At 65.2% G+C, this 23,507-nt stretch carries 14 protein-coding genes and 1 pseudogene; 10 read left to right on the top strand and 5 right to left on the bottom strand.

Annotation, left to right across the window (positions count from 1 at the left end; translation table 11 throughout):
• Positions 1-98: 98 nt before the first annotated feature.
• From ACQ4WQ_RS09570 to ACQ4WQ_RS09555, 4 genes are all read right to left on the bottom strand, one after another.
• Positions 99-1,490, bottom strand: a complete 1,392-nt coding sequence (locus tag ACQ4WQ_RS09570) for a Gfo/Idh/MocA family protein (RefSeq protein ID WP_436496500.1) — start codon at positions 1,488-1,490, stop codon at positions 99-101.
• 66 nt (positions 1,491-1,556) lie between these two features.
• Positions 1,557-4,598: a TonB-dependent receptor gene (locus ACQ4WQ_RS09565; RefSeq protein ID WP_436496498.1), complete on the bottom strand. Its 3,042-nt coding sequence runs from the start codon at positions 4,596-4,598 to the stop codon at positions 1,557-1,559.
• A gap of 491 nt (positions 4,599-5,089) precedes the next feature.
• Positions 5,090-8,035 carry a TonB-dependent receptor plug domain-containing protein gene (locus ACQ4WQ_RS09560; protein WP_436496496.1) on the bottom strand — a complete coding sequence of 982 codons (2,946 nt, stop codon included), beginning with the start codon at positions 8,033-8,035 and terminating at the stop codon, positions 5,090-5,092.
• A gap of 97 nt (positions 8,036-8,132) precedes the next feature.
• Complete coding sequence (locus ACQ4WQ_RS09555; protein ID WP_436496494.1) at positions 8,133-11,483, bottom strand: TIM-barrel domain-containing protein; 3,351 nt, start codon at positions 11,481-11,483, stop codon at positions 8,133-8,135.
• Between the two features lie 358 nt (positions 11,484-11,841).
• Here ACQ4WQ_RS09555 and ACQ4WQ_RS09550 point away from each other — a divergent pair, with 358 nt between their 5' ends.
• From ACQ4WQ_RS09550 to ACQ4WQ_RS09515, 8 genes are all read left to right on the top strand, one after another.
• On the top strand, positions 11,842-12,978 hold the full coding sequence (locus ACQ4WQ_RS09550) for an AgaS family sugar isomerase (protein ID WP_436496492.1): 1,137 nt from the start codon (positions 11,842-11,844) through the stop codon (positions 12,976-12,978).
• Positions 12,965-13,918: an ROK family protein gene (locus ACQ4WQ_RS09545; RefSeq protein WP_326459906.1), complete on the top strand. Its 954-nt coding sequence runs from the start codon at positions 12,965-12,967 to the stop codon at positions 13,916-13,918. Before ACQ4WQ_RS09550 ends, ACQ4WQ_RS09545 begins: the two co-directional genes overlap by 14 nt.
• The gene (locus tag ACQ4WQ_RS09540) at positions 13,918-15,261 is read left to right on the top strand and encodes a D-tagatose-bisphosphate aldolase, class II, non-catalytic subunit (RefSeq protein WP_436497383.1); all 1,344 of its coding nucleotides are present in this window, start codon (positions 13,918-13,920) and stop codon (positions 15,259-15,261) included. The genes ACQ4WQ_RS09545 and ACQ4WQ_RS09540 overlap by 1 nt, the downstream gene beginning before the upstream one ends.
• Positions 15,262-15,296: 35 nt before the next feature.
• Positions 15,297-16,064, top strand: coding sequence for a DeoR family transcriptional regulator (locus ACQ4WQ_RS09535; RefSeq protein ID WP_034781637.1), 768 nt, complete (start codon positions 15,297-15,299; stop codon positions 16,062-16,064).
• A gap of 3 nt (positions 16,065-16,067) precedes the next feature.
• Positions 16,068-17,162, top strand: coding sequence for an N-acetylglucosamine-6-phosphate deacetylase (locus ACQ4WQ_RS09530; protein ID WP_436496490.1), 1,095 nt, complete (start codon positions 16,068-16,070; stop codon positions 17,160-17,162).
• Positions 17,163-17,200: 38 nt separating this feature from the next.
• A complete protein-coding gene (locus tag ACQ4WQ_RS09525; RefSeq protein WP_436496488.1) occupies positions 17,201-18,994 on the top strand; it encodes an MFS transporter in 1,794 nt (597 codons plus the stop codon).
• 202 nt (positions 18,995-19,196) lie between these two features.
• Positions 19,197-20,594, top strand: coding sequence for a branched-chain amino acid transporter BcaP (gene bcaP / locus ACQ4WQ_RS09520; RefSeq protein ID WP_326459903.1), 1,398 nt, complete (start codon positions 19,197-19,199; stop codon positions 20,592-20,594).
• 59 nt (positions 20,595-20,653) lie between these two features.
• Entirely contained in the window at positions 20,654-21,940 is a 1,287-nt protein-coding gene (locus ACQ4WQ_RS09515) for a DUF445 domain-containing protein (protein WP_436496486.1), read from the top strand.
• Positions 21,941-21,946: 6 nt separating this feature from the next.
• On the opposite strand, the gene ACQ4WQ_RS09510 is transcribed toward ACQ4WQ_RS09515, so the two are convergent.
• Positions 21,947-22,201 carry a hypothetical protein gene (locus ACQ4WQ_RS09510; RefSeq protein WP_436496484.1) on the bottom strand — a complete coding sequence of 85 codons (255 nt, stop codon included), beginning with the start codon at positions 22,199-22,201 and terminating at the stop codon, positions 21,947-21,949.
• A 300-nt stretch (positions 22,202-22,501) separates the two neighbouring features.
• Between ACQ4WQ_RS09510 and ACQ4WQ_RS09505 the strand changes: the two are divergent.
• Positions 22,502-22,585, top strand: a pseudogene (locus ACQ4WQ_RS09505) (hypothetical protein); the annotation flags it as partial.
• Complete coding sequence (locus tag ACQ4WQ_RS09500; RefSeq protein ID WP_326459896.1) at positions 22,554-23,456, top strand: GGDEF domain-containing protein; 903 nt, start codon at positions 22,554-22,556, stop codon at positions 23,454-23,456. The pseudogene ACQ4WQ_RS09505 and the gene ACQ4WQ_RS09500, both read left to right, overlap by 32 nt.
• Positions 23,457-23,507: the final 51 nt, after the last annotated feature.

Here is a 23,507-nt window from a genome sequence, read left to right as displayed (position 1 = left end):
GACGAACAAGGGCCTGCGCGCCTGCGCCGCGGTTGAAAAACGGATCGGGAAAGAAAAAACCCGCTACGGCAACTGGTGCGGTAGCGGGTCGTTAAGGCTTAGTACTTGCCGTCGAGGGCGAAGATCGGCTTGCGCGATTTCCACTGCCCGCCCGTGAAGTCCGGGAAGTCCAGGGTCTGGAAGTTGGCGGCGATCGACTGCTCGGACAGCGGCGTGATGGCGCTCCACGTCACGGCATCGTAGATATCGATCGGCATCGGCGCGTTGGCCTTCAAGGCTTCGACAAAGGCGTGGATGACGAAGAAGTCCATGCCGCCGTGGCCCGCGCCTTCGGCTTGCGCCGCATACTTGCGCCATACGGGGTGTTCATACTTGTCCTGGTAAGCCTTGAAGTCGTCCCACTGGTGCGGCTTGCTGACGCCTTCGATATGGATGGAATTGTTCAGGTCCATCCACAGGCCGTCCGTGCCTTGCACGCGGAAGCCCAGCGAATACGGGCGCGGCAGACTCGTATCGTGCTGCAGGATGATGGTTTCGCCGTTCTCGCACGCCAGTGTGGTGGTGACCACGTCGCCCAGCTTGAATTTCACTTTGGCGTTCGCATGCTGCGCGCCGCCCGGCTGCTTGACGATGTAGTCATGCAAGCCGCGCGCCTTGGTGGCGAAGGCGTTGATGCGCGTGAAACGGTTGCCGCGGTTGATGTTCGTGTACATGGCGCAGGGGCCGATGCCATGGCTCGGATACAGTTCGCCGTTGCGCTCGACCGAGTGCTGCGTGCGCCAATGGGCTTCCGACCAGCCCTTCTCTCCGAATTCCACGCCGCCGCCATACGGCTTGGCCGGATTGCCGCTGTTGAATTTCACGGCGCGCAAATCATGCTGGTAGCCGCCCTGCAGGTGCAGCAATTCGCCGAACAGGCCCGCGCGCACCATCTGCAGCGCCGCCATCACGTCGCGGCGGTAGCACACGTTTTCCAGCAACATGTACGGCGTGCCCGTTTTCAGCTGGGTGTTCAGGACATCCCAGTGGTCTTGCAGGGTGATGCCGGCCACCACTTCACAGCCGACGGCGATCTTCGCCTGCATGGCGGCGATCGCCATCGGCGCGTGGAATTCCCACGGCGTGGCGATGATCACGCCATCGAGCCCGCCCGCGTCCAACATGCGCTTGTAGGCTTTCTGGTCGCGGTCTTCGCCATACGTGCGCGGACGCGGCTTGCCGGCCTTTTCTACCTGGCCCAGCGCATGTTTCAGCATGATCGGCTCGATATCGCACAGGGCCACCACTTCCACGTCGTCGCGGCGCACCAGTTCGGCCAGCAGCACCTGGCCGCGCATGCCCGTGCCGATCAGGCCCAGGCGGACCTTGTCGCGGCTGGCGGCAGGTACGGCGTTGGCCTCGCCAGGCAGCAAGGCGCTGCCGGCCAAGGCGCCACCGGCCAGCGCGGCGCTGGCGGACAGGAAATTGCGTCGATTGAATTGTGTCGTCATTGGTCTCTTCTCGCTTCCATTGGTAATGATCGTCGCCGGCCCGCCGCACGGCGGGCCGGTTGCAGTTTAATAGGTGTATTCCGCCGTGAAGCGCACGGAACGCGGCGCCGTGCGGCCAGCCACCTGCAGGTAGTTGCGGGCGATGGCGCCATGGTCTTCGCGCGTTTCGTTATAGCGGGTCACGGTCTGGCTGTTGAACACATTGAACACGTCCACTTTCAGGCTCAGGCCCTTGACGGCGCTGGGAGTATAGGCCAGATTCATGTCCAGCTGGGCTTGCCATGGCAGGCGGCCCTGGCTGCCGCGCGGCGCCGGCTTGCCATTGCAATAGAAGTAGGAATCGCCGTAGTCGTTCTCGAACTTCAGGTTATCGGGCAGCGCGCCGATGCAGTTGCGCGGCGCGCCCGAGGTCAGCGACAGGTTGGCGCCGACCGTCACGTCCGGAATCACCTGCATGAAGCCGTAGGCCTTGAACGCATGGCGGTGGTCGCCCGGCAGGTAGCCATAAGCGTTGTACATCAGTTCCTTGTGGTCGTCGCTGACCGTCAGGCCCACGTCGCCGCCGCCGATGCTGTCCGTCTGGCCTTCCATATTGCCCTTCAGCGCAGACAGGGTGTAGGTCAGCTTGCCGTACCAGCCGTTCGTGTACGGGTGCTCGACGAACAGGTTCAGGGCGCGGTAGGTGCGCGATGGCAGCGGATTGCCCCACTCGGCCGCCGAAATATCCACGCGGCGCAAGCCCTTGCCGTCGTCGAAATCCACCATCAGGCTGTTGTCGCGGCCCGGGTTGATGATGGCGCACTGGAAGCCGCCCCAGTTGCTCGTGTCGACGCTGTTGCGCGTGGCCCAGGCTTGCAGCGGACGCGCGTCGCAGACGTCGTCGTTGGTGTCGTTCAGCTTGCGGTACAGGACGCTGGCGCCCACCACCAGCTTCTTGCTCAGGGCGCGTTCGAAACCGAGCGAGAATTCATCCTGCGACAGCGGCTTCAAGCCGATGGCCGTCACTTCGCGCGCATCGCGGCTCTGGCCATACGCATTGTTGGCCGAATACGGCTTGCTGATCGCGTGCAGGCCCGTCGGCGCGCCCGTGACGGGATCGACGCCCGTGTAGGTGTACATCTCGCTGGTGGCCAGGAAGGGGCTGGCCATGTTGCTCGACAAATTCGACGGCACCGGCAGGTGGTAGCGGCCGCCGTTGGCGAAGAATTTCAGGGTGCCGTCGCCCAGGTAATCCCAGGTGGCGCCCACGCGCGGGGCGATCATGTTGCGCTGCGAAATGAAGGCCACGCCATCGGTGCTGTAGTTGGTGAACTGTTCGCGGCGCAGGCCCAGGTCCAGCAGTACTCGTTCCGTGACCTGGTAGTGATCCTGGATGTATTGCGCCGATTGCACGCTGGTCGGACGCGCCAGGTTGGCGTTCAGGTCCTTGCTGACGTAGTAGCCCTGCGTGCCGTAGCCGCCGCCCTGGGCCGGCGTCTCGAACGCGCCGTTGATCGGGCGGTTCGGATCGGTCGCGCGCTGGTAGCTCCAGCGGTAGCCGCCGGCCAGGCTCAGGCCCACCTTCGATTCCACGTCGATGCGGTCGATGCCGCCGCGCAGCGAATGCTTGCCCAGCTTGTATTCGAGATCGAGTCGCTTGGCTTTCTGGCGGTCTTCCGACGACGGGTCGACCAGGGTGCCCGTCACCGTCTGCGGATTGGCATAGCTCAGTCCCGGCACCTGGGTCGATGCGTTCGACGACGTTTGCGCCAGCAGCGGATTGTAGCCATTCGGCGTGCGCGTGTGCGAGGTGCGCGATTCGCCCATCATGGCCGTCACGGTCAGGTTGTCCGTCAGGTAGCCCGTATATTTGAAGATGTCGATGTTGGCACCGGGCGCGGCCGATGAGCCGCAGCAGTTGACCGTCGTCTCGCCCTTGCCTGCCTGTACGCCGTTGCTCGCATGCGTGGCGTAGCTGTAGCCATACGCCTGGCTGTCCGTCTTCGTGCGGTCATACAGCTTGGTATATTCGAAGTGATGGTCGTCCGTCAGGTTGAAATCGAGCTTGGCCGTCATGCGGTCCACCTTGCTCTGGCTGGTGCTCCAGCCGCGCGCCAGGGCCGTGCCCGAGTCGGCGGTGGCGGCGACGGCCTGGCTGTCGGTGCGCGTCTGTTCCAGCGCCACGAAGGCGAACAGCTTGTTCTTGATCAGCGGACCGCTGCCGTACAGGCCCACCACCTTGCTGGTGCTGCCGTTGTCGCGGTTCCAGTACAGCAGATTGCCGTCCGTCTTGGGATTGGCGCCCGTGTTCGGGTAATACGTGTTTTCCGGCTCGCCTTTCAGCGAACGGGGAATGATGGAGACCTTGCCGCCAAATTCGACCTTGTTGCCGCCGCTCTTGGTGGTGATGTTGATCACGCCGCCCGTGGAGCGGCCAAACTCGGAACCGTAGCCGCCCGACAGCACCTGCAGGTTAGAGATCGCGCCAAACGGCAGTTCCGACGCGCCCACCTGGGTCAGGATGTTGGTGATGGGGAAGCCGTTGACATAGAACGCGTTTTCCGACTGGCCCGAGCCGCCGATCGACGGCGCATTGCCGTACACGCTGTTGGTGCCGCGCGACACGCCCGGCGTCAGCTGCACGATGGAGGCCACGTCATTGCCGACTGGCAGCGCTTTCAATTCCTTGGCCGTGAAGATCACGCCATTGTTGGTGTTCGACACGTCGATCGGATTGCGCGACGCCTTCACGACGACGGTCTGCTCCTGGCCCACGGGGCCGGCCGCGCTGGCCGGGCCGAAGTTCGCTTCGGCGCCCGCGCCGATCAGGGCTTCGACTTCCTGCGACGCTTCCACCGCCCCGGCGCGCAGCACGCGCACCGCGTAGCGGCCCGGCGGCATGGAGTTGGCCACATAGCGGCCCGACGTATCCGGCGTCAGCGTGCGCTGCACGCCCGTCGCCAGGTTTTCCAGCACCACGGTGGCGCCGGCGGGCGCGCTCACTTCGCCGAAAATGGTGCTGGTGGCGTTCGACTGTGCCCAGGCCTGGCCTGGCACGCCGGCCGCCAGGGCGATCACGATCGCGGCGGCGCGGCTGATGTCGCGCAATTTGAGTCGGGTGGTATGCATGTGTCTCTCCGTCTATATCGAGGGTTATACGCGCCCTCCCCGCTCCAGGGCGAAGTCGGGGGGATGCAATTTTTATGGTGAGCGTCGGAAGGGAGAGCCAGGCAGCCGTCCCTTCCGGGAAATCAGTCCGTTTCGGCTGATTTTCGTTTTCTTGGGATTACTTTAAAAAGAAAAATAAGTATCGTCAACAAAAAGAAAGTTAAAGCGACAATTTAATGGGAAATTGATGCAATAAAGCCGTTTTATCTTTCGATTGAATCCACGATGCGGCAAATAACTTTCGTTATCGTGGCGTGACGGATACACACATCGGCAATAAGGGGGCCCGCAGGGGACATTCCGCACGGCAACCCTGATGGAAAAACGCGAAAGAAGCCATGGCAATCACCTTTCACTTACGTTTATCTTTCGTATTGTGCATTTCGGAATGTTTTCTTTTTCTTTTCATGACAATGCCCCGGCCCGCTGGCAGGCCGGGGCGGCGTCACGCCTTAAAAGAACTTGTAGCTGGCCGACAAGGCAAACTGGCGGCCGAACAGGTCCTGGCTATGGTTGTAGCCTTCCCAGCCGTTCGGGTCGTAGTACGGCTGCTTGTTGAACGCGTTCTTCACGTTCAGGCCCACGTCCAGGTTCTTGACCGGCTTCCAGCTGAAGGCCAGGTTCACCGTGGTGTACGACGGCGCGCCCTTGCACTGGCCGGCCGGCAGCGATACCGAGGCGGCGGTGCAGTTTTCCGGCGTATTGTCCTTGTCCCAGGGGCCGTAGGCCCAGCGCGTCTTGCCCGAATAGTTGATGAAGACGCTGCTGACGAAGTTGCGGTAGCTCCAGTCGGCGTTGACGGTGGCGCGGTAGCGCGGCGAATCGTAGTAGCCGACGGTATTGCCCTTGATGTCGCTGCCGTCTTCGCTGTCATGGGTGTCGCGCTTGCGGATGGTGGCGGCGATGCCCGTGCTCAGCTTGCCCCAGTCGCCGAGCGCAAAGCGCGTGCGCGCATCGATATCCACGCCGTCCATCAGGGTGCGGCCGCGGTTCGAATACGAGTTGATCAAGCCGCCCAGGTTGCCCACTGAGTAGCCCGGCACGCCGCCCGCGCACACGCCCGCGTTGGCGGGATTGGCGCACATGGCCGCCACCGCCGCCATATTGCCCCGGTCAGCGTCCGTCAAGTCGTTGCGGATGGCGCTGGACGTACCGGCCAGGGTCGGACCGTACTTGTCCACCAGTTCCGTAAACAGTTCGTTGAAGTCCTGGCGCACGATTTCGTCGCGGCGGTTGATGAACCAGTAATCGATGGAGATGCTCACGTCCTTGGCCGGCTGCAGGACCAGGCCCACGGTGGAAATCTTGGCCTTTTCCGGACGCAGGTTCTGGTTCGGCGGCGTCAGGCCGCCCACCGTCGTCGAGCAGTTCGAATTGAGCAGGCTCTTGCCCAGGTCCGCGTCCGTCGCCACCCTGGACTTCATCAGGGCGCGCGCCATGGCATTCGTTTCATCGCAGCGCACCGTGTCGCGGATGCCGCCCACCTGCGCAAAGACGCCGCCCGAACCCGCTTCCGCCAGGTTGGGCGCGCGGAAGCCCTCCGAATACGTCCCGCGCAGCATCAGGTCGGGCCGCGCGCGCCAGATCACGCCCAGCTTGGGCGCCAGGTTAGCCGAGAAATGCGGATATTTGTCCAGGCGCGCGGCCGCGTTGACCTCCAGCGTGTCGGAAAGCGGCACCACCACTTCGCCAAACACGGCGGCGATGGTGCGCTTGCCATCGAACCAGGAACCGCCCTGCTGCGTGATCAGGCCATTGGCCGCATCCGCGTTGCCGGGCGTGAGGAAGCTCTCGCGCATGATGTTGGTGCCGACGGCGGCGCGCACTTCGCGCTCGCCCAGCTTGAACAAGGTGCCTTCGAGCTTGGCGTCCCAGGTCATCAATTTGGTCCAGGATTCGATGGCGAAGGTCGGATAGGCGGCACGCAGCAGCGCCGCATTGGCTTCGCTGATTTCGCCGAACTTGTAGGCGGGATTGTCGGAGATGTATGTGCGGCCGCTGACGGGATCTTTCGTGAACGGGCCGAACGCCTGCTTGAAGCCATTGATATTCACGTTCGCCGTCTGGAACAGGGTGGAATGGCTGCCCGCCACGCTGAGCGCCGTTTCAAAATCCCAGCCGCCGCCGATGCTGCCGCGCAGGCCGACGAGCGCGCGGTAGTTTTCATCGACATTCTTCTGGCCGAAGTGGCCCGTGGCATCCTGCAGCAGATAATTCAGGCCCGCCGCGCCGCCCATCTTGGCCACCATGTCGGCATCGAGCTTGCCCTTCAGGTAGACGTTGTTCGGACTCAGGAAAGGCGTGGCGAAGGTGTTCAGGGTAGTGCCCGTATTGCGCGCGAACCAGTTGTTCGTGCTGCCGCTGTTGAAGCTGGAGGGGCCATTCTCGCCGCGCATCTTGATGTGGGTGAACGCACCTTCCGCGAACGCTTCCATGTCGCCGCCCAGCTTCAGCCGGCCGCTCAGGTAGGCCGTGGCGCGTTCCGAGGTGGGACCCGTGTCGAGCTGGTTGGGCAGCGCATTCCACACGCAGCGCGTGCCCGACGCCTCGGTGATGCTGTTGTTGCAGCCGGGCGCGGCGCGCTGGGTACGCGCATTGTTGTTGGCCTTGTCGAAGACAAAGAAGGTCCCCGGATTCATCACGCCCGGTTCGCTGCCCACGCCCACGCGCATGTTCGGGATGAAATTGGGATTGTTCACATAAAAATACGAGGGACGCTTCTGCCAGGTGTCGGCCAGCGCGATGCGGTCGCGCTGGTAGACGTTGACGGAACCGTAGACGTTGTAGCCGTCGCTGGCCAGGTCGCCCACGCCATACAGCACGCTGGCCTGGCGTTCGCCGTACGCCTTCACGCTGGGCGAAAACTCGCCGTTGGCGCGCGCCTCCAGCCCTTGATACGACTTCTTGGTGATCACGTTGATGACGCCGGCCACGGCATCGGAGCCATACACGGCCGACGCACCGTCCGTCAGGATTTCCATGCGCTCGATGGCGGCGGCGGGAATGGCGTCGATATTGACGAACATGGTCTGGAAACCGGCCGGCGCGCCGTAGAACGACAGGCGGCGGCCATTCAACAGTACCAGCGTGCCCTGCGCACCGAGGCCGCGCAAGTTCGCCTGCGAGCCGCCGTCCGACCCCGTGAACATCGAGCGGAAGTCCTGCTGCGCCGGACGGGCCGCAGGCAGGTTGTCGAGCACCTGCAGCAAGGTGAGCGCGCCCATGTTTTCGATCTGCTTGGCGTTGATCACCTGCACGGGCGACGCCGTTTCCGCGTTGATGCGCTTCAGGCTGGAACCCGTCACTTCGACGCGCGCCAGTTTTTCCTCCTCCGCTGCCAGCGCCGTCGATGCCAGCCCTACCGCCACCATGGCGGCCATCAGTTTTTTCAAGTGCATTCCCATCTCCCTTTTATAAGTGATTTGTTTTCGTCAGGCTGCAAGAGCCCCTCCCCGGTCCGAAGAGGGGCTCGTTTTGGTGAAATGATTGAAGTAGTTAGCGCGGCTTGACCGTCGCGCCCTCCGTGCCGGTCAGTACGGCGTTGGCCCAGTTGCCGCAGACCTGGGCCGGGTGGGCGCCGCGCGCGCCCAGGGTGCGCAAACTGAGCTGGCTCAGGCCGCGCACGTCGATTTCGGGTTTGACCACCCCGGGAGCCGTGACCAGGCCGCTGTCGTACAGCAGCCGCTCGCCGCTCCAGACCTGGAATTGCAAGCCGCCCGCGCTGCGGCAGCTATCGTCCACGCCCAGGTCGGCGCGCAGCAGATTCCAGTTGCCCGCCAGTTGCAAGTCGATGCGGCTGGCGGGTCCCACGCCGAGGCCCTTGCGGAACCACAGCCCGTTCATGCGCATCTCGGCGGCCTTGCCGGCCGGCCGGTCTTTCGCGACAGTCTTCGGCAGCGCCAGGTCCGACAGATAGCGCTGCACCTCTTCTCCTTCGGCCGCGCGGTGTTCGAGCACGCGGAATTCGGACAAGGTCACGGGCGCCACGTCGGTCGCCAGCGCCGCGTCGAACGCGCGTGCCACCGGCCCGGCCTGCGCCGCCGTCACCATCGGGTCGGTGGACGCGGCGCCATCGCCTTCCGGATTTTGCGTGCTCATGACGCGGAAGCGCAGCAAACGTCCGGCCGTGGCGGGGAAATTGATCGTCTGCACGCCCTGTTCCAGCTTGAGGGTGCCCCGCGCAAGCGGCGCGCCCCACTCGCCGTTGTTGTCGCCGATGTAGATTTCGTAGTCTCGCACCTGGCCATGCTTCCAGTGCTGGTCGTTGCGCGGCGCCAGTTCGATGCCATCGACGAGGCGGCGTTCCGTAAAGCCGATCACCCATTCATGCGGACCGCTTTTCACGGACGGGCTGCGCACGGTGCGGAACCAGGTCTCCGGCTTGCCGTCGAAGGCGTTTTCCAGCGGATAGCCGCTTTCTTCCGCAGGACGCGCCACCACCTGCATGGCGTCGGCCGGCAAGGCGCGGCCCGGCACGGGGGCGACGGGGAAGTCGGCATCGATTCTCGCTACCGCGAGCGCGCCGGCCACCTGCAAGGTCAAGGGCTGGCGGACGTCCTGCGCCGCCACTTTCACATGCAGGGTGCCTTGCCGGTCGGCCGCGTCGAAATACCAGCCTTCGGACGCCTTGTCGTAGGCGGCGCGGTCGGCGGATGCCGCGAGCAGCCGTTCGCCCGCCTTGACGGCTGCAGGTCGCTGGCCCGCCAGCATGCGCAGCGCATAGCCGCGGCGCGCTTCCTGGCCCTGGTACTTGCCATCGACGGCACCGATGTCGACCTGCACGTCGGCGCCCGTCTGGCGCATGCGGATGATTTGCTGGCTGAAGGCGCCGCCCTGGTACTGGCGCGTGTTGCCATCGTCTTCATACAGGGTGTATTCGGAATCGCCGTGCGGGTAGATATCGAGGGTCAGCTGGTCTTTCGGCTTCTGGCCGTCGTACAGCATTTCCGGATACATGGGCAGGATGGCGCCGGCACGCACGAACACGGGCAGCTTGTCCAGCGTGACCTGAAGATCGAGGTCGCGCCCTTTCGCGTCCGCCGTGGCCTGGCGGCCATCCCAGTAGTCGTACCACGTGCCTTGCGGCAGGTGGATGCCCTTGCGCCAGCCGCCGCTGACGGCCTGGCTGCGGTAGACGGGCGCCACCAGCACGTCGCGGCCCAGCAGGAACTGGTATTTGTAGGCTTCCGTGTAGGCGGCCGGGTCTTGCGGATAATCCCACATCAGGCCGCGCACCAGCGGCGCGCCCGATTGCTCCGCTTCGCGCACCAGCGTGTACATGTACGGCGTCAAACGCATCTTGAGCTTCAGATAGCGGCGGTTGATGTCGCGGTACGGTTGCTCGAACCACCACGGATGCTTGCGCTCGGCCGCGGCCCAGCCGGACATGCCCATCAGGACGGGCGTAAAACTCTTCCACTGCAAGTCGCGCAGATAGGTTTCCGGGCTGCCGCCGAAGATGGCATCCACGTCGCCCGAGGCATACGCCTGGCCGGACAGGCCCGAGCCGATCAGGGTCGGGATGTGCCAGCGGATGTAGTCCCAGCTGGCGCTCTGGTCGCCCGTCCACGCCACGGCGTAGCGCTGGATGCCGGCCCAGCCCATCACCGTCCACAAAAACGGGCGGCTGTCGGAGTTGTTCAGGATGCCGTCGTAGGCGGACTTGTTCGCATCCATGGCGAACTGGTAGCCCTTGCCCGTCCACGCCACGTCCAGCTTTTGCACGCGGCTGCCCGCCTGGCCCACTTCCCAGGCGATCTTGTCGACGCCGTTTTCCGTCCACAGGCCCGTGCGGAAGCCATAGCCGGCCAGGCCCTTCACCGTTTCCGGCAAGTTCGTGTAGCCGCAGCCATAGCCGTCGTTGGGCAAGATCCAGCCGCCCGGCATGTCGTGTTCGCGGTACTGGCGCGCCACGGTTTCCACCACGTCCGGCGTCTTGCCCGTGGGGCCGTCGGTCCAGCCTTTGGGCACGGAACCGGGCTTTTTCACGTTGTCGCCATCGTTGTAGCAATCGGCATCGCCGTATTCGAGCGCCCAGCGCGGCAGCATGCGCGCGCGGCCCGTCAAGTCCGTGTAGCGGGCGACGACGTCGCGCAAGTCCCTGCCAACGAAGAAATACGCATCGAAGCGCCCTTCCGCGTGCTGCAGCGAGATCTGTTCCTTGTCGCGCAAATCGTAGTGCCCGTCGGACCAGGTATTGCGCAGCACGCCCCAGCCCCGTGAACTCATCAAAAATGGCGCGGGATTCGGGCGGTCGCCCTCTTCCCAGCCGCCCGAATACGACACGGGCACCTGCTTGCCCTTGAACTCGAAACGCCCATTCTGCTGGCCGCCGCCGAAGTAGCGCTCGCCCGGCAAGCTCGATAGCACCTGCACGCCCTGCTTGTCGTCGAGCGACAGCGGCTGCACCTCGCGCCACAGGGGCACGTCGTCGCCGGCGCGCAGCAGCGTGAAGCGCAGGGGTTTGCGGTCGATGCGCAGGCTCAACGCATCCGTGGTGATCAGGATATGGTCCGGCTGTTCCTTGATCTGGTAGGCCACCTGCGCGGCGGGCTGGCCCACGACGATGGGCGCGGCCTTGTCGCCGGGGCCCGTCAAGCCCCCCTTGCCGCCCGCCTGGATACGCAGCACGTCCGCCTGCGGCAGGCTGATACGCAGCTGCACGCCCGTGTCGCTGCGCAGATCCCAGCCCAGCGCCTCGCCCTTGGCCACGTCGGCCGCCTGCACGGCGGAGAGCGACTGCAGATTGCCGATAGGCGCGGCTTGCAGGCCAGGGGCGGCCAGGGTGGCAAGAGCGGCGAGGACACAGGCGGCAAGGGCGCGGCGGGGAAGCGGGAGAGGTTTCATCTGCTGGCTTTCAGAAAATCGAAGTGATGGAAATACTTTAAGAAGAAAAATAAATATCGTCAATCAAAAGAAAGTTATTCAGCCTATTTATTAATAAAATGCCCAGAATTGGCGCATTTTTCTTACGTTTCACCAAAATGTTACAAAACATACTTTCGTTATCGTGGCATTTCAGCGACAGGCGGCAGCAGGACTGGGTTTCATGCGGCACCGCAACATGACTACGGTCCAGGAAAACGCCAATACGACACCATTATTTCGCAAGTCACACAACTATTTACTTTCGTTTTACTTTCGTATTTGACTTTTCGAAATTTAGTATTTATGCTTTCTCCAACAAACACTTTACTGACCTCTCATGACCACCCTTCTTCAGCGTGACATTCAAACCTGGCGCGACATCGGCGGCCTGCACACGGCCGAGGAAATCGTCCACCAGCCCACCATCTGGCGCGCGCTGGCCGGCATTTTGCGCAAGGAGCAAGCCAGCCTGGCCGCCTTCCTGGGCGACGCGCTGTCCAATCCACAGCAACGCGTGATCCTGACGGGCGCCGGCAGCTCGGCGTATGTGGGCGAAATCGTCGTCGACACCCTGAACACGGCCTGGCCCGCGCAGATCCGCGCCATCGCCACGACCACCCTGCTGACGCACCATGAGCTGTACCTGGAAGCGGATGCGCCCACCCTGCTCGTCTCGTTTGCCCGCAGCGGCGACAGCCCGGAAAGCCTGGCGGCCGTGGAGCTGCTGCGCCAGGTCGTGCCCGGCGCGCGCTTCCTGAACATCACCTGCAACGCCGATGGCAAGCTGGCGCGCCAGGGCGCCAACGACAGCAATACGTATAACCTGCTGATGCCGGAAGGCAGCTGCGACCGCGGCTTCGCCATGACCAGCAGCTTTTCCAGCATGCTGCTGGCAGCCCTGTCGGTACTGGGCAAGGACGTCGACGTGGCGCGCCTGGAGACCCTGGCGCAACTGGGCGAAGACGCCCTGCGCGACTGGTCGGCCCCCGTGGCGGACCTGGGCTCGATACCCGTGCAGCGCGTGGTCTACCTGGGCAGCGGCCCGCTGGAAGCACTGGCCAAGGAAGCGGCCCTGAAAATCCTGGAATTGACGGGCGGCCGCGTGATGGCGATGGCGAATACCCCGCTGGGTTTCCGCCATGGCCCGAAATCGGCCGTCACCACGGAGTCCCTGGTGATCCTGCTGCGCAGCAGCAAGCCACTGGCGCGCCAGTACGAATATGATTTGCTCAAGGAACTGCAGCGCGACAGCGTGGCGCAGACGTGCCTGACGGTCGGCATCGGCGGCGACCTGTCGGCCGACGCGCCGGCCTGGCCCGACGCCTGGCTGGCCCCGCTGTGGCTGCTGATGGCGCAGCAATATGCGCTGCACCAGTCCGCGCTGCTGCAATTGCGCCCCGACAATCCATTCGCCGGCGGCATCGTCAACCGTGTCGTGCAGGGCGTCACCATCTATGGCCATGACCAATTCTAATCACACGGCCGGCTACCACGGCATCGACATCGGCGGCAGCAAGATGGAGCTGGTCGCCTTTGCCGACCGCGACGGCGCGCTGAGCGAGGTATTCCGTGAGCGGGTGGCCACGCCGGGCGACGATTTTAGCGCCTTCGTGCAGGCGATCGTCGACCTGGTGGCGCGCGGCGACGCGGCGCTGGGCACGACGGCGCCTGTCGGTATCGGCTTGCCCGGCGTGATCGACAGCGCCAGCGGCCGGCAACTGAGCTCCAACGTGCCGGCCCTGAACGGCCGCCTGGTGGCGCAAACCCTGCAGCAAGCCTTGCAGCGCCCTGTCGCCATCGGCAACGATTGCCAGTGTTTCGCCCTATCGGAAGCGCAAGGCGGCGCGGCCGACCATGCCGCCAGCATGTTCGGCGCCATCCTCGGCACGGGCGCCGGCGGCGGCTATTGCGTGGGCGGCCAGCTGCTGCGCGGCTTTAACGGCGTGGCCGGCGAATGGGGCCACTGGAGCCTGCCCGCCACCCTGCTGGCGCAGCATGGCCTGATCGATTACGCCTGCCCGTGCGGCAAGGCGGGCTGCCTGGAACGCTACGTCTCCGGCCCCGCCATGAGCAAACTCCATGCGCACTTTGGCGGCGATGGCGCCGAACCGCTGGCCATCGTGGCACGCGCCAACATGGGCGACGCCGTGGCCGAACGCACGGTGGCCGTGCATCTCGACTTGCTGGGCCACGCCCTGGCCGGCCTGGTACTGGCCTACGACCCGCACGTCATCGTGCTCGGCGGCGGCCTGTCCAAATTGCCGCACCTGTACGACAAGCTGCCGGCCGCCGTCAAGCGCCACCTGTTCCCCGGCGTGCACGTGCCACCCATCCTGCCGCCCCGCTTTGGCGACGCAGGCGGCGCGCGCGGCGCGGCCCTTTTGATACGACAACATATAAAGGCGTCAACATGATGAAGCAAGCGGAAAACCCGGGTTTTACCCTGTCACCGATCCAGCAAGTGATCAAGGCGCACCGCCGCGGCGAGCGCGTGGGCCTGTACGCCGTCTGCTGCAGCCACCCGAGCGTGCTGCGCGCCGCCATGCGCGTGGCCAGCGAATACGACACCGTGCTGCTGGTCGAGGCGACGTCGAACCAGGTCGACCAGTTCGGCGGCTACACGGGCATGACACCAAACGTTTTCCGCGACACCATGCTGGCACTGGCCCGGGAACAGGGTTTCCCGACCGAGCGCCTGGTGCTGGGCGGCGACCATCTGGGCCCGAACGCCTGGCAGCACCTCGATGCGGCCACCGCCATGGGCCACGCCGAGACCCTGATCGCCGCGTATGCGGCGGCCGGCTTCCATAAAATCCACCTCGATTGCAGCATGCGCTGTGCCGATGATCCCTTGCAGCTCGACGATGAAACCGTGGCCGCCCGTTCGGCGCGCCTGTGCATCGTCGCCGAAGCGGCTGCCGCCGCGGCCGGCTTCGCGCCGCCCGTCTACGTGATCGGCACGGAAGTGCCGGTTCCCGGCGGCGAAGCATCGCTGGCGCAGGCCGGCGCCGTCACCAGCCCGCAGGCCGCGCGCCGCACCCTCGACGTGCACCGCCGCGCCTTCATGGAGAGCGAGCTGCATGGCGCCTGGCGCCGCGTCATCGCCATGGTGGTGCAGCCGGGCGTCGATTTCGACCAGAGCAGCATCCAGCACTACGATGCGGATGCCGCCGCCGAACTGTCGGCCTTCGTGGCCGAGCAGCCTGGCCTCGTGTTCGAAGCCCACTCGACCGACTACCAGCGCGAATCGGCGCTGCACGCCATGGTGCGTGACCATTTCGCCATCCTGAAAGTGGGCCCGGCCGCCACCTTCGCCCTGCGCGAGGCGCTGTTCGCCCTGTGCCAGATCGAGGAAGAACTGCTGCCGGCGCACGCCACCTCGCAGCTGATGCAGGTGCTCGACGACGTCATGGTGGCCAAGCCGAAGAACTGGATCAAGCATTACCTGGGCACGCCGGAAGAACAGCGATTGATGCGCCGCTACGGCTTGAGCGACCGCTGCCGCTATTACTGGGGCGAGCCGGAAGTGGCGGCTGCCGTCGGCAAGCTGCTGGCCAACCTCGATGCCGTGGCGATTCCGCTGCCGCTGCTGAGCCAGCATTTGCCGGAACAGTATGCGGCCGTGGTGCAGGGCAGCCTGCCGGCGCAGGCGCTGGCCTTGATCGAGCACAAGATCGGCAGCTTGCTGGCGCAATATGCGCGCGCCTGCAACCGCAATGCGGCAGTGGCCGTCATTGCCGAAGCGGCAATCTGTTAAGCTCGGTATTTTCATTTTTTACTGAGCCCGCCACCATGCGAAATACCAGCCAACGCCGTGAATCCATCCTCCAAATGCTTGCCCAGCAGGGCTCGGTGCAGGTGACCGATCTGGTGGAAAAGCTCGGCGTGTCCGCGGTCACCATCCGCAGCGACTTGAATGCGCTGGAAGCGCAAGGCATGGCCACGCGCAGCCACGGCGGCGCGACCCTGACGCGCACGCCGCCGCCCGAGCACACGATACGCCAGAAGGACGCCATCAACCACGAGCAGAAGGAGCGCATCGGCGCCTATGCGGCGCGGCTGGTGGAACCGGGCGACAACATCATCATCGATTCGGGCACCACCACCATCTCGCTGGCGCGCCATCTGCGCGACGCGACCGGCGTGACGGTGGCCACGAATGGCCTGAACATCGCGTGGGAACTGGCCGACGCGCCCGGCGTGGACCTGATCCTCACGGGCGGTCTGCTGCGCAAGCAGTCGCTGTCGATCCAGGGCAGCCAGGCCGAAACCTGCTTGCAGGCCTACAGCTTCGACAAGCTGTTCCTGGGCGTGGACGGCTTCGACCTGCAGTTCGGCGTCACCACCCACCACGAAGCGGAAGCAAGCCTGAACCACAAGATGGTGGAACGGGCCAAGAAAATCATCGTCCTCACGGACGCCTCGAAGTTCGGCCGCGTCAGCCTGCACCGCATCGTGCAGCTGGACCGCGTCGATACCGTCATCACCGATGCCAGCATCAGCCAGGAATACCGCGAAGGGCTGCAAAAGCTGGGCATCGAACTTTTTATAGCGGAATAACACATGCTGAGCGGCAGAATCCTTACCCCATCTGGCTGGATCACGGGCACCATCACTTTTGACCAGCGCATCGTCCAGATACAGGAAGACCCTGCCGCCGACAGCGCGCTGACCATCCTGCCCGGCTTCATCGACCTGCACGTGCATGGCGCGGCCGGCGTCGACATCATGGAAGGCGCAAACGCGGGCGCCACCGTGGCGCAGGTACATGCGCGCCACGGCACCACGGCCCTGCTGGGCACCACGCTGACGGCCAAGGAGCCGTCGATCGTGCGCGCGCTGCAAGGCCTGGCCGGCGTCATCGCCGAACGTCCCGCCAATGGCGCGCGCATGCTGGGCGTGCACCTGGAAGGACCATTTTTGAACCTGCGCCGCCTGGGCGCGCAGCCGCCCGACGTGGTGCAGGCGAGCCTGGCGCTGGTGCAGCGCTTTCACGCCATCGCCCCCATCAAGGTCTTGACCATGGCGCCGGAAATCCCCGGCCATCTGGAGCTGATCCCGCAACTGGCGGCGATGGGCATCCGCGTGCAGATCGGCCACAGCGCCGGCACGTATGACGAAGGCGTGGCGGCGCTCAAGGCCGGCGTCTCGGGCTTCACCCACCTGTACAACGGCATGACGGGCATGACCCATTACGACCCCGGCATGGTGGGCGCGGCGCTGGCGCATGCCGAATACGCGGAAATCATCCCCGACCTGCAGCACGTGGCCAAGGGCGCCCTGCGCGCGGCCCTGCGCGCCATCCCGCGCCTGTACGGCGTGACGGACGCCACCTCGGCCACCGGCATGCCCGATGGCGAATACGGCCTGGGCACGCAGCGCGTCTACAAATGCATGGGCTGCGTGCGCCTGGCCACGGGCTCGCTGGCCGGCAGCGTGCTGACCATGGACCAGGCCCTGCGCAATTTCGTCGACCTGGGCCTGGACCTGGCCGACGCCTCGAACCGCCTGTCGCTGTACCCGGCCGATTACCTGGGCGAATCCGAACGGGGCCGTTTGGCACCGGGCGCCTGGGCCGATATCGTCGTCCTCGATTCCACACTACAGCCAGTGTCCGTCTTCGTCGAAGGCGCGGCCATCGATCTTTCCACCCGCTAGACCACCTCAACCTACCTCAACCCCGTCCCGGAGTTACCATGCACGACACGTCACACAAGGCCCCCGTGTGGGCCATGCGCTACCTGCTATTTATTGCCGGCATGGGGGGATTGCTGTACGGCATAGACATCGGCATCATCGCCGGCGCCCTGCCCTACCTGGAATCGACGGCCTCCGTGGCCTGGAAACTGACGGCCCAGCAGCTGAGCTTTATCGTCGCCGCCGTGCTCCTGGGTTCAGTGCTGTCGTCGCTGTTCGCCGGCGCCCTGGCCGATATCCTGGGCCGGCGCTGGGTGATGTTCCTGGCGGGCGCCCTGTTCAGCGCCAGCATCCCGCTGATCGCCCTGGCCGACGGCTACACGCCGCTGCTGCTGGGCCGCCTGCTGCAAGGCATCAGCGGCGGCTTGATCGGCGTCGTCGTGCCCCTGTACCTGGCCGAATGCCTGCCCGCGCAGCAGCGTGGGCGCGGCGCCGCCCTGTTCCAGCTGCTGCTGACCATCGGCCTGGTGGCCGCCGCCCTGATCGGCCTGTTGCAGGCGCAGACGGTGGAAACGGCCACGCAGGCGGCGCAGGCGTTGCCGGAAGCGGGCCGCATCGCCGCCATCTTCGCGGCCAAGGACCACGCATGGCGCAGCATCTTCTGGGTCTGCCTGGCGCCTGGCCTCGTATTTACCGTCGGCGCCCTGCTGCTGGCCGAGTCGCCGCGCTGGCTGGCGCGCCGCGGCCGCGTCGAACAGGCGCGCCAGTCGCTGCTGCGCACGCGCCTGCCCGCCGCCGCCGACCTGGAACTGCGCGAAATGCTCGATACGCCCGAGAACGCGGCCAAGGCCAGCGGCCATGCCAGGACAAAAGACCCGCTCTTGAGCCGCCGCTACGTGCTGCCCTTCCTGCTGGCCTGCCTGATCCTCGCCTGCACGCAGGCGACGGGCATCAATTCCATCCTCGCCTATGTCGTCAATATCCTGAACCAGGCAGGCCTGTCGGGCGCCTCGGCCAACATGGCGGACGTCCTGTTGAAGGTGCTGAACGCCGTGATGACGGTGGTAGCCGTGCTGCTGGTGGACCGCAAGGGCCGCAAGTTCCTGCTGATGCTGGGCACGGGCGGCATCGTCGTCTCGCTGCTGGCGGCCGGCCTGCTGTTCCGCGGCGCCGAAGCGCACCTGGCCGACGTGCGCCCCGCCATCGCCGCCCAAGTGCAGAACGACGGCCTGGCCGTGCACCTCGATGCGGCCACCTTGACGGCCCTGGGCGCGGCCGCCGACGGCACGCCGCAGCAGCTGACCATCGCCTATGCCTACGGCCCGTTCACCAACGTGAAAAGCCTGCGCAGCGACGACCCCGTGCTGCGCCAGGTGACGATCGCCCGCGAAGACGCCGTGCAGGCCGACAGCGTGATCGGCGTGTTCTTCCGCAAGCTGCACCTCAATCCGTTCGCCGACCCGGCCGCCGGGCGCGAGGCGCCGCTGCGCATCGAGAAAGCCAGCCTGGGCCCCGTGCCTCCGTCCACGCACGGCTGGCTGGTGGCGATCGCCATCTGCGTGTTCGTCTCCAGCTTTGCCGCGGGACCAGGCGTGTGCGTGTGGCTGGCCCTGTCCGAGCTGATGCCGACGCGCATCCGCTCGAACGGCATGAGCATCGCCCTGCTGGTGAACCAGTTCGTCTCGACCGTGATCGCCGCCATCTTCCTGCCGACCGTGGACTTGCACGGTTACTCGACCCTGTTCTTCTTCGGCGCCGGCTGCACCGTGCTGTATTTCCTGGCCGCCGCGTTTTTGCTGCCGGAGACCAAAGGCAAGACCTTGGAAGAGATCGAAGCACACTTTTCCAAGTAACCATTTGTAGCAGTCTCCTTTCCAGCCCCGGCCCACCGTCCGGGGCTGTTTTTTTTGCCTGCCGGACAAGTTTCCGGGGCCGGCGCGCACGGTAGCGTACGGTTTTCCTTCTGGAATCACGGGCGCGTGGGCTAGAATCTGGCTGCGTCGTGCTACTCACGAGGCGGCAATGGCGCCATGACAAAAACCACCAGGAGACACAGTGAGCTTATTTAGAACCAAGAATTTGGATGACATGATCGCCCACAGCAAGAAACCGGGAGGACTGGCCAAGGTGCTGGGGCCCTTCGACCTTGTGCTCATGGGCATAGGCGCCATCGTCGGCACCGGTATTTTCGTGCTTACCGGCACGGGTGCGCTGACGGCCGGCCCCGCCCTGTCGCTGTCGTTCGTCGTGGCGGCCGTCGCCTGCTGCTTCGCCGCCCTCTGCTATGCGGAATTCGCTTCCACCGTGCCCGTGGCCGGCTCCATCTACACCTACAGCTATGCGACTTTGGGCGAGCTGGCCGCCTGGATGATAGGCTGGGACTTGCTGCTCGAGTACGGCCTGGCCGCGGCCGCCGTTTCCGTCGGCTGGTCGGGCTACTTCCAGTCGCTGCTGTCGGGCTTTGGCATCGCCTTGCCCGTGGCCCTGACGGCCGCCCCGGGCGCCCTGCCCGGCGTGACCACCTTCATCAACCTGCCTGCCCTTGTCATCATGCTGCTGCTGACGGCCATGCTGGGCTGGGGCGTGCGCGAATCGGCGCGCCTGAACAACATCATGGTGGCCATCAAGGTGGGCGTGGTGCTGCTGTTCATCATCTTCGGCGCGCGCCACGTGCAGCCGGCCAATTGGCAACCCTACATGCCGTTCGGCTACCACGGCATGCTGAGCGCCGCCGCCCTCGTCTTCTTCGCCTTCATCGGCTTCGACGCCGTCACCTCGGCCGCCGAGGAAGTCAAGAAACCGTCGCGCGACCTGCCCATCGGCATCATCGGCTCGCTGGCCGTGTGCGCCGTGCTGTACGTGGTGGTCTCGGCCATCATGACGGGCATCGTGCCGTACCAGAAATTCCTCGGCGTCGACCATCCCGTCTCGCTGGCCCTGCAGTATGCGGGCGAAAACTGGATCGCCGGCTTCGTCGACCTGGGCGCCATCCTCGGCATGACCACCGTGATCCTCGTGATGGCCTTCGGCCAGACGCGCATCATCTTCGCCATGTCGCGCGACGGCCTGCTGCCCAAGCGCCTGTCGACCGTGCACCCGCGCTTCCACACGCCGTTCTTCGCCACCTGGCTGGTCGGCATCGTCTTCGGCCTGATCGCCGCCACGATCCCGCTCAACATCCTCGCTGAACTGATCAACATTGGCACCCTGGCCGCCTTCACCATGGTCTCCGTCGCCGTGGTGGTGCTGCGCAAGAAGCGCCCGGATCTGCCGCGCGCCTTCCGCTGCCCCGGCGTACCGTTCGTGCCGGCGCTGGCCGTGATCCTGTGCGTGGGCCTGATGACCTTCCTCAGCTGGGTCACCTGGATGGCCTTTTCCATCTGGCTGGTGATCGGCCTGGTCATCTATTTCGGCTACGCGCGCCGCCGTTCGCTGCTGCATCCGCAACAGTAAGCGCGTCACTGCGCCATCGCAGTAAGATGGCGGTCTCGCAACCGTGCAGACCGCCATCCATGCAACCTTCCCCCGACCTCATCGCCCAGCTGGACCGGAGCACGGACCAGCTCAAGCGCGCGCGCCTGCGCAACATGCAGCTGCTGGCCGCCGGCCTGCTGCTGCTCGCCGCGCTGGTCTTCGCCGTGGCCCGCTCGCAACGGGGCGGCCACCCCGCCTGGGGCTATGTGGAGGCATTCGCCGAAGCATCGATGGTGGGCGCGATCGCCGACTGGTTCGCCGTCGTCGCCCTGTTCCGCCACCCGCTGGGCATCCCCCTGTGGCACACGGCCATCATCCCGAACAGCAAGACCGACATCGGGCGCAGCCTGGGCGCCTTCGTGGAAAACCATTTCATTACCGAGCAAGGCATCGCCGAGCGCATCGTGCAAGCCGATCCCGCCGCGCGCCTGGGCACCTGGCTCAGTGACGAGGTCCATGCGCGGCAACTGGGCATGGCCAGCGCCGGCGTGGTGAAACAGCTGCTGGCGATGGCCGACCACGACACGCTGGGCCGCCTGCTGCGCGAGCAGGCCAGCGGCTACCTGGCGCAACTGAATGTATCGGACGTGGCGGCCGACTGCATCGACGCGCTGATCGCCGACGGCAAGCCGCAGCAGCTGCTGGACTTCCTGCTCGACCGCGGCGCCGCCTACCTGGACGACGAGGCGCACCACGCCGCCATCGGCGACTTCGTGCTGGGCGCCTTCCAGATCGAGAACGCGCTCGTGAAAAAGGCCGTGAAGGCATACGAGCCGCGCATGATCGCCTCGCTGCAAAAATTCGCGCTCGCCGTGCGCATCGACCCGGCCCATCCGCTGCGCCAGCGCATCGCCGGCTGGATCGCCGACAGCGCGCTGCACCTGAAGGCCGACCCGCAGTGGCAGGACACGGTGCGCCGCTACCAGCTGCAACTGATCGCCAGCGATACGGTGCAAGCGATGCTGGGCGAGCTGTGGGACGCCATCCGCGCGCGCCTGCTGGCCGACCTGCACGCGGATGCCCCCGTGCTGGCGCAAGCGATCGCCAGCGTGGCGCGCAACACGGGCCAGGTACTGGGCAAGGACGGCCATGCGCGCAGATGGCTGAACGGCGCCATCGTCGCCGGCAGCGGCGCGCTGGTGCGCCGTTACCGGGGCGAAGTGGGCGCCTTCATCGCCGGCCGGCTCGACTTGTGGAGCAAGGAAGAAATGAGCGAACGCATCGAACTGGCCATCGGGCGCGACCTGCAATTCATCCGCATCAACGGCACCATCGTGGGCGGCCTGGCAGGCCTGCTGATCCATGCCGTCAGCCAGGCCTGGTAAGGTTCACTACCAGCCGGGCACGCTGCCAGGCGGCGCCACGCACGACACCACGCCGCACGTGGTGCTGAACAGCACCGGCACACCCGCGTGCCCCGTCGCGATGCAGGCGGCGGCCGGCACCACGGCCAGCAACAGGGCCAGCAACAGGGCCAGGTAGCCGATCGCCTTCAGGCGCCGCACGGACGGATGACGGACCTGCACCTCGTGTGGATAACCGTTGTCCGCCTCTTTGCTGCTGCTTGCCGACATCGTCGTATGCATGTCCATCTCCTCTATCCGCAGTGACTGGTATTGCTTCACTGCATTTTGCTGCATAAATTCACCAAATACAATAAATAAATTCACGAAAAATGATTTTTCCTGCCGAACAGGAGGATGAGACGCGTAAAAAATTTACCAATCCATAGAGAAAACCGAAGTGGCAGGCTTTTTTACGCCGTCCGAGCCTGAGCCTGACTGTGCAAAAATCAACACAAATCATGAAAATCACAATATTCGTTGAAATCATTTTTATTTGGTGTATGATGAGATCAAAGGAGAACGCAAGGCGATGCGGCAAGCCTGATTGCCGCGACCGCCCGGTATCTCCGCCTTCTTTGTAGGGGACAAGCACATGAACAAAACCCTGGCCTTGCGTCTGCTCGACGCAGCCGACGACGCCGCCGTCATCATCGATGCGGGCTCGCGCATCCGCTATGCGAACGACGCCATGTATGCACTGAGCGGTTATGACGCAGGCAGCCTGCCGGGCCAGCGGATCGAGGCGCTGCTGCCCGACGCCGTGCGCGAGCAGCATGGCGCGCGGATCGGCGCCTACCTTGCCGGTCACAAGAAGTCCAGGGTGCTGGGCCACAAGCGCCATTTCGCCATTCGCCACCGCGATGGTTCGATGCTGCCCATCGTGCTCAAGGCCATGGATCTGGGCACGCTGGACGACGAAAACTTCATGGGGGCCTTTTTCATCGACCAGCGCCGCGAACTCGCCCTCGAACAGCAGAATGCGGCCCGCTGGCAGCAGTTGCAGCGCATCGCCCTCAGCGATCCCCTGACCCAGCTGCCCAACCGACGCGCCTTCGAGACCGACGCCGTGCGCTCGGCCGCGCGGGCCAGGCGCTCGGGCCATCCGATGACCATCGGCATCGCCGACATCGATTTCTTCAAGCTGGTCAACGACCAGCATGGCCACGCCGCCGGCGACGCCGTGCTGCAAGCCGTCGCGGCCACGATCCTGGCCCAGGCACGGGCGGCCGATGTCGTCGCCCGCGTGGGCGGCGAGGAATTCGGCTTGCTGTTCCCCCATACGGACCTGGCCAAGGCGCGCCAGGTGGCCGAGCGCATCCGCCTTGCCGTGGCCGCGGCGCACATCGATTTCGAGCACGCGTCCATCACGGCGACGATCAGCATCGGCCTGGCGCCGCTGCCCCACAACGGCGACTGGAAAGCCGGCTTCATGCAGGCCGACGCCGCCCTGTACCTGGCCAAGAAGAATGGCCGCAACCGCGTCGAGCAGACTTGAATCCCGCCCGGCACCCTTCGCAGTCTCAGGCATCACGCAGCACCTGACAGG

Source organism: Janthinobacterium goodfellowi, from assembly GCF_051380695.1.
Taxonomy (GTDB): Bacteria; Pseudomonadota; Gammaproteobacteria; order Burkholderiales; family Burkholderiaceae_D; genus Janthinobacterium.
Note: the sequence above shows the minus strand (reverse complement) of the source record. Positions and strands in the feature narration are given on the sequence as shown.

Excerpts from the sequence above, each read along its gene's own strand:
- ACQ4WQ_RS09570 (WP_436496500.1), bottom strand. The coding sequence starts at position 1,490 with ATGACGACACAATTCAATCGACGCAATTTCCTGTCCGCCAGCGCCGCG.
- ACQ4WQ_RS09565 (WP_436496498.1), bottom strand. The coding sequence starts at position 4,598 with ATGCATACCACCCGACTCAAATTGCGCGACATCAGCCGCGCCGCCGCG.
- ACQ4WQ_RS09560 (WP_436496496.1), bottom strand. The coding sequence starts at position 8,035 with ATGCACTTGAAAAAACTGATGGCCGCCATGGTGGCGGTAGGGCTGGCA.
- ACQ4WQ_RS09555 (WP_436496494.1), bottom strand. The coding sequence starts at position 11,483 with ATGAAACCTCTCCCGCTTCCCCGCCGCGCCCTTGCCGCCTGTGTCCTC.
- ACQ4WQ_RS09550 (WP_436496492.1), top strand. The coding sequence starts at position 11,842 with ATGACCACCCTTCTTCAGCGTGACATTCAAACCTGGCGCGACATCGGC.
- ACQ4WQ_RS09545 (WP_326459906.1), top strand. The coding sequence starts at position 12,965 with ATGACCAATTCTAATCACACGGCCGGCTACCACGGCATCGACATCGGC.
- ACQ4WQ_RS09540 (WP_436497383.1), top strand. The coding sequence starts at position 13,918 with ATGAAGCAAGCGGAAAACCCGGGTTTTACCCTGTCACCGATCCAGCAA.
- ACQ4WQ_RS09535 (WP_034781637.1), top strand. The coding sequence starts at position 15,297 with ATGCGAAATACCAGCCAACGCCGTGAATCCATCCTCCAAATGCTTGCC.
- ACQ4WQ_RS09530 (WP_436496490.1), top strand. The coding sequence starts at position 16,068 with ATGCTGAGCGGCAGAATCCTTACCCCATCTGGCTGGATCACGGGCACC.
- ACQ4WQ_RS09525 (WP_436496488.1), top strand. The coding sequence starts at position 17,201 with ATGCACGACACGTCACACAAGGCCCCCGTGTGGGCCATGCGCTACCTG.
- ACQ4WQ_RS09515 (WP_436496486.1), top strand. The coding sequence starts at position 20,654 with ATGCAACCTTCCCCCGACCTCATCGCCCAGCTGGACCGGAGCACGGAC.
- ACQ4WQ_RS09510 (WP_436496484.1), bottom strand. The coding sequence starts at position 22,201 with ATGCATACGACGATGTCGGCAAGCAGCAGCAAAGAGGCGGACAACGGT.
- ACQ4WQ_RS09500 (WP_326459896.1), top strand. The coding sequence starts at position 22,554 with ATGAACAAAACCCTGGCCTTGCGTCTGCTCGACGCAGCCGACGACGCC.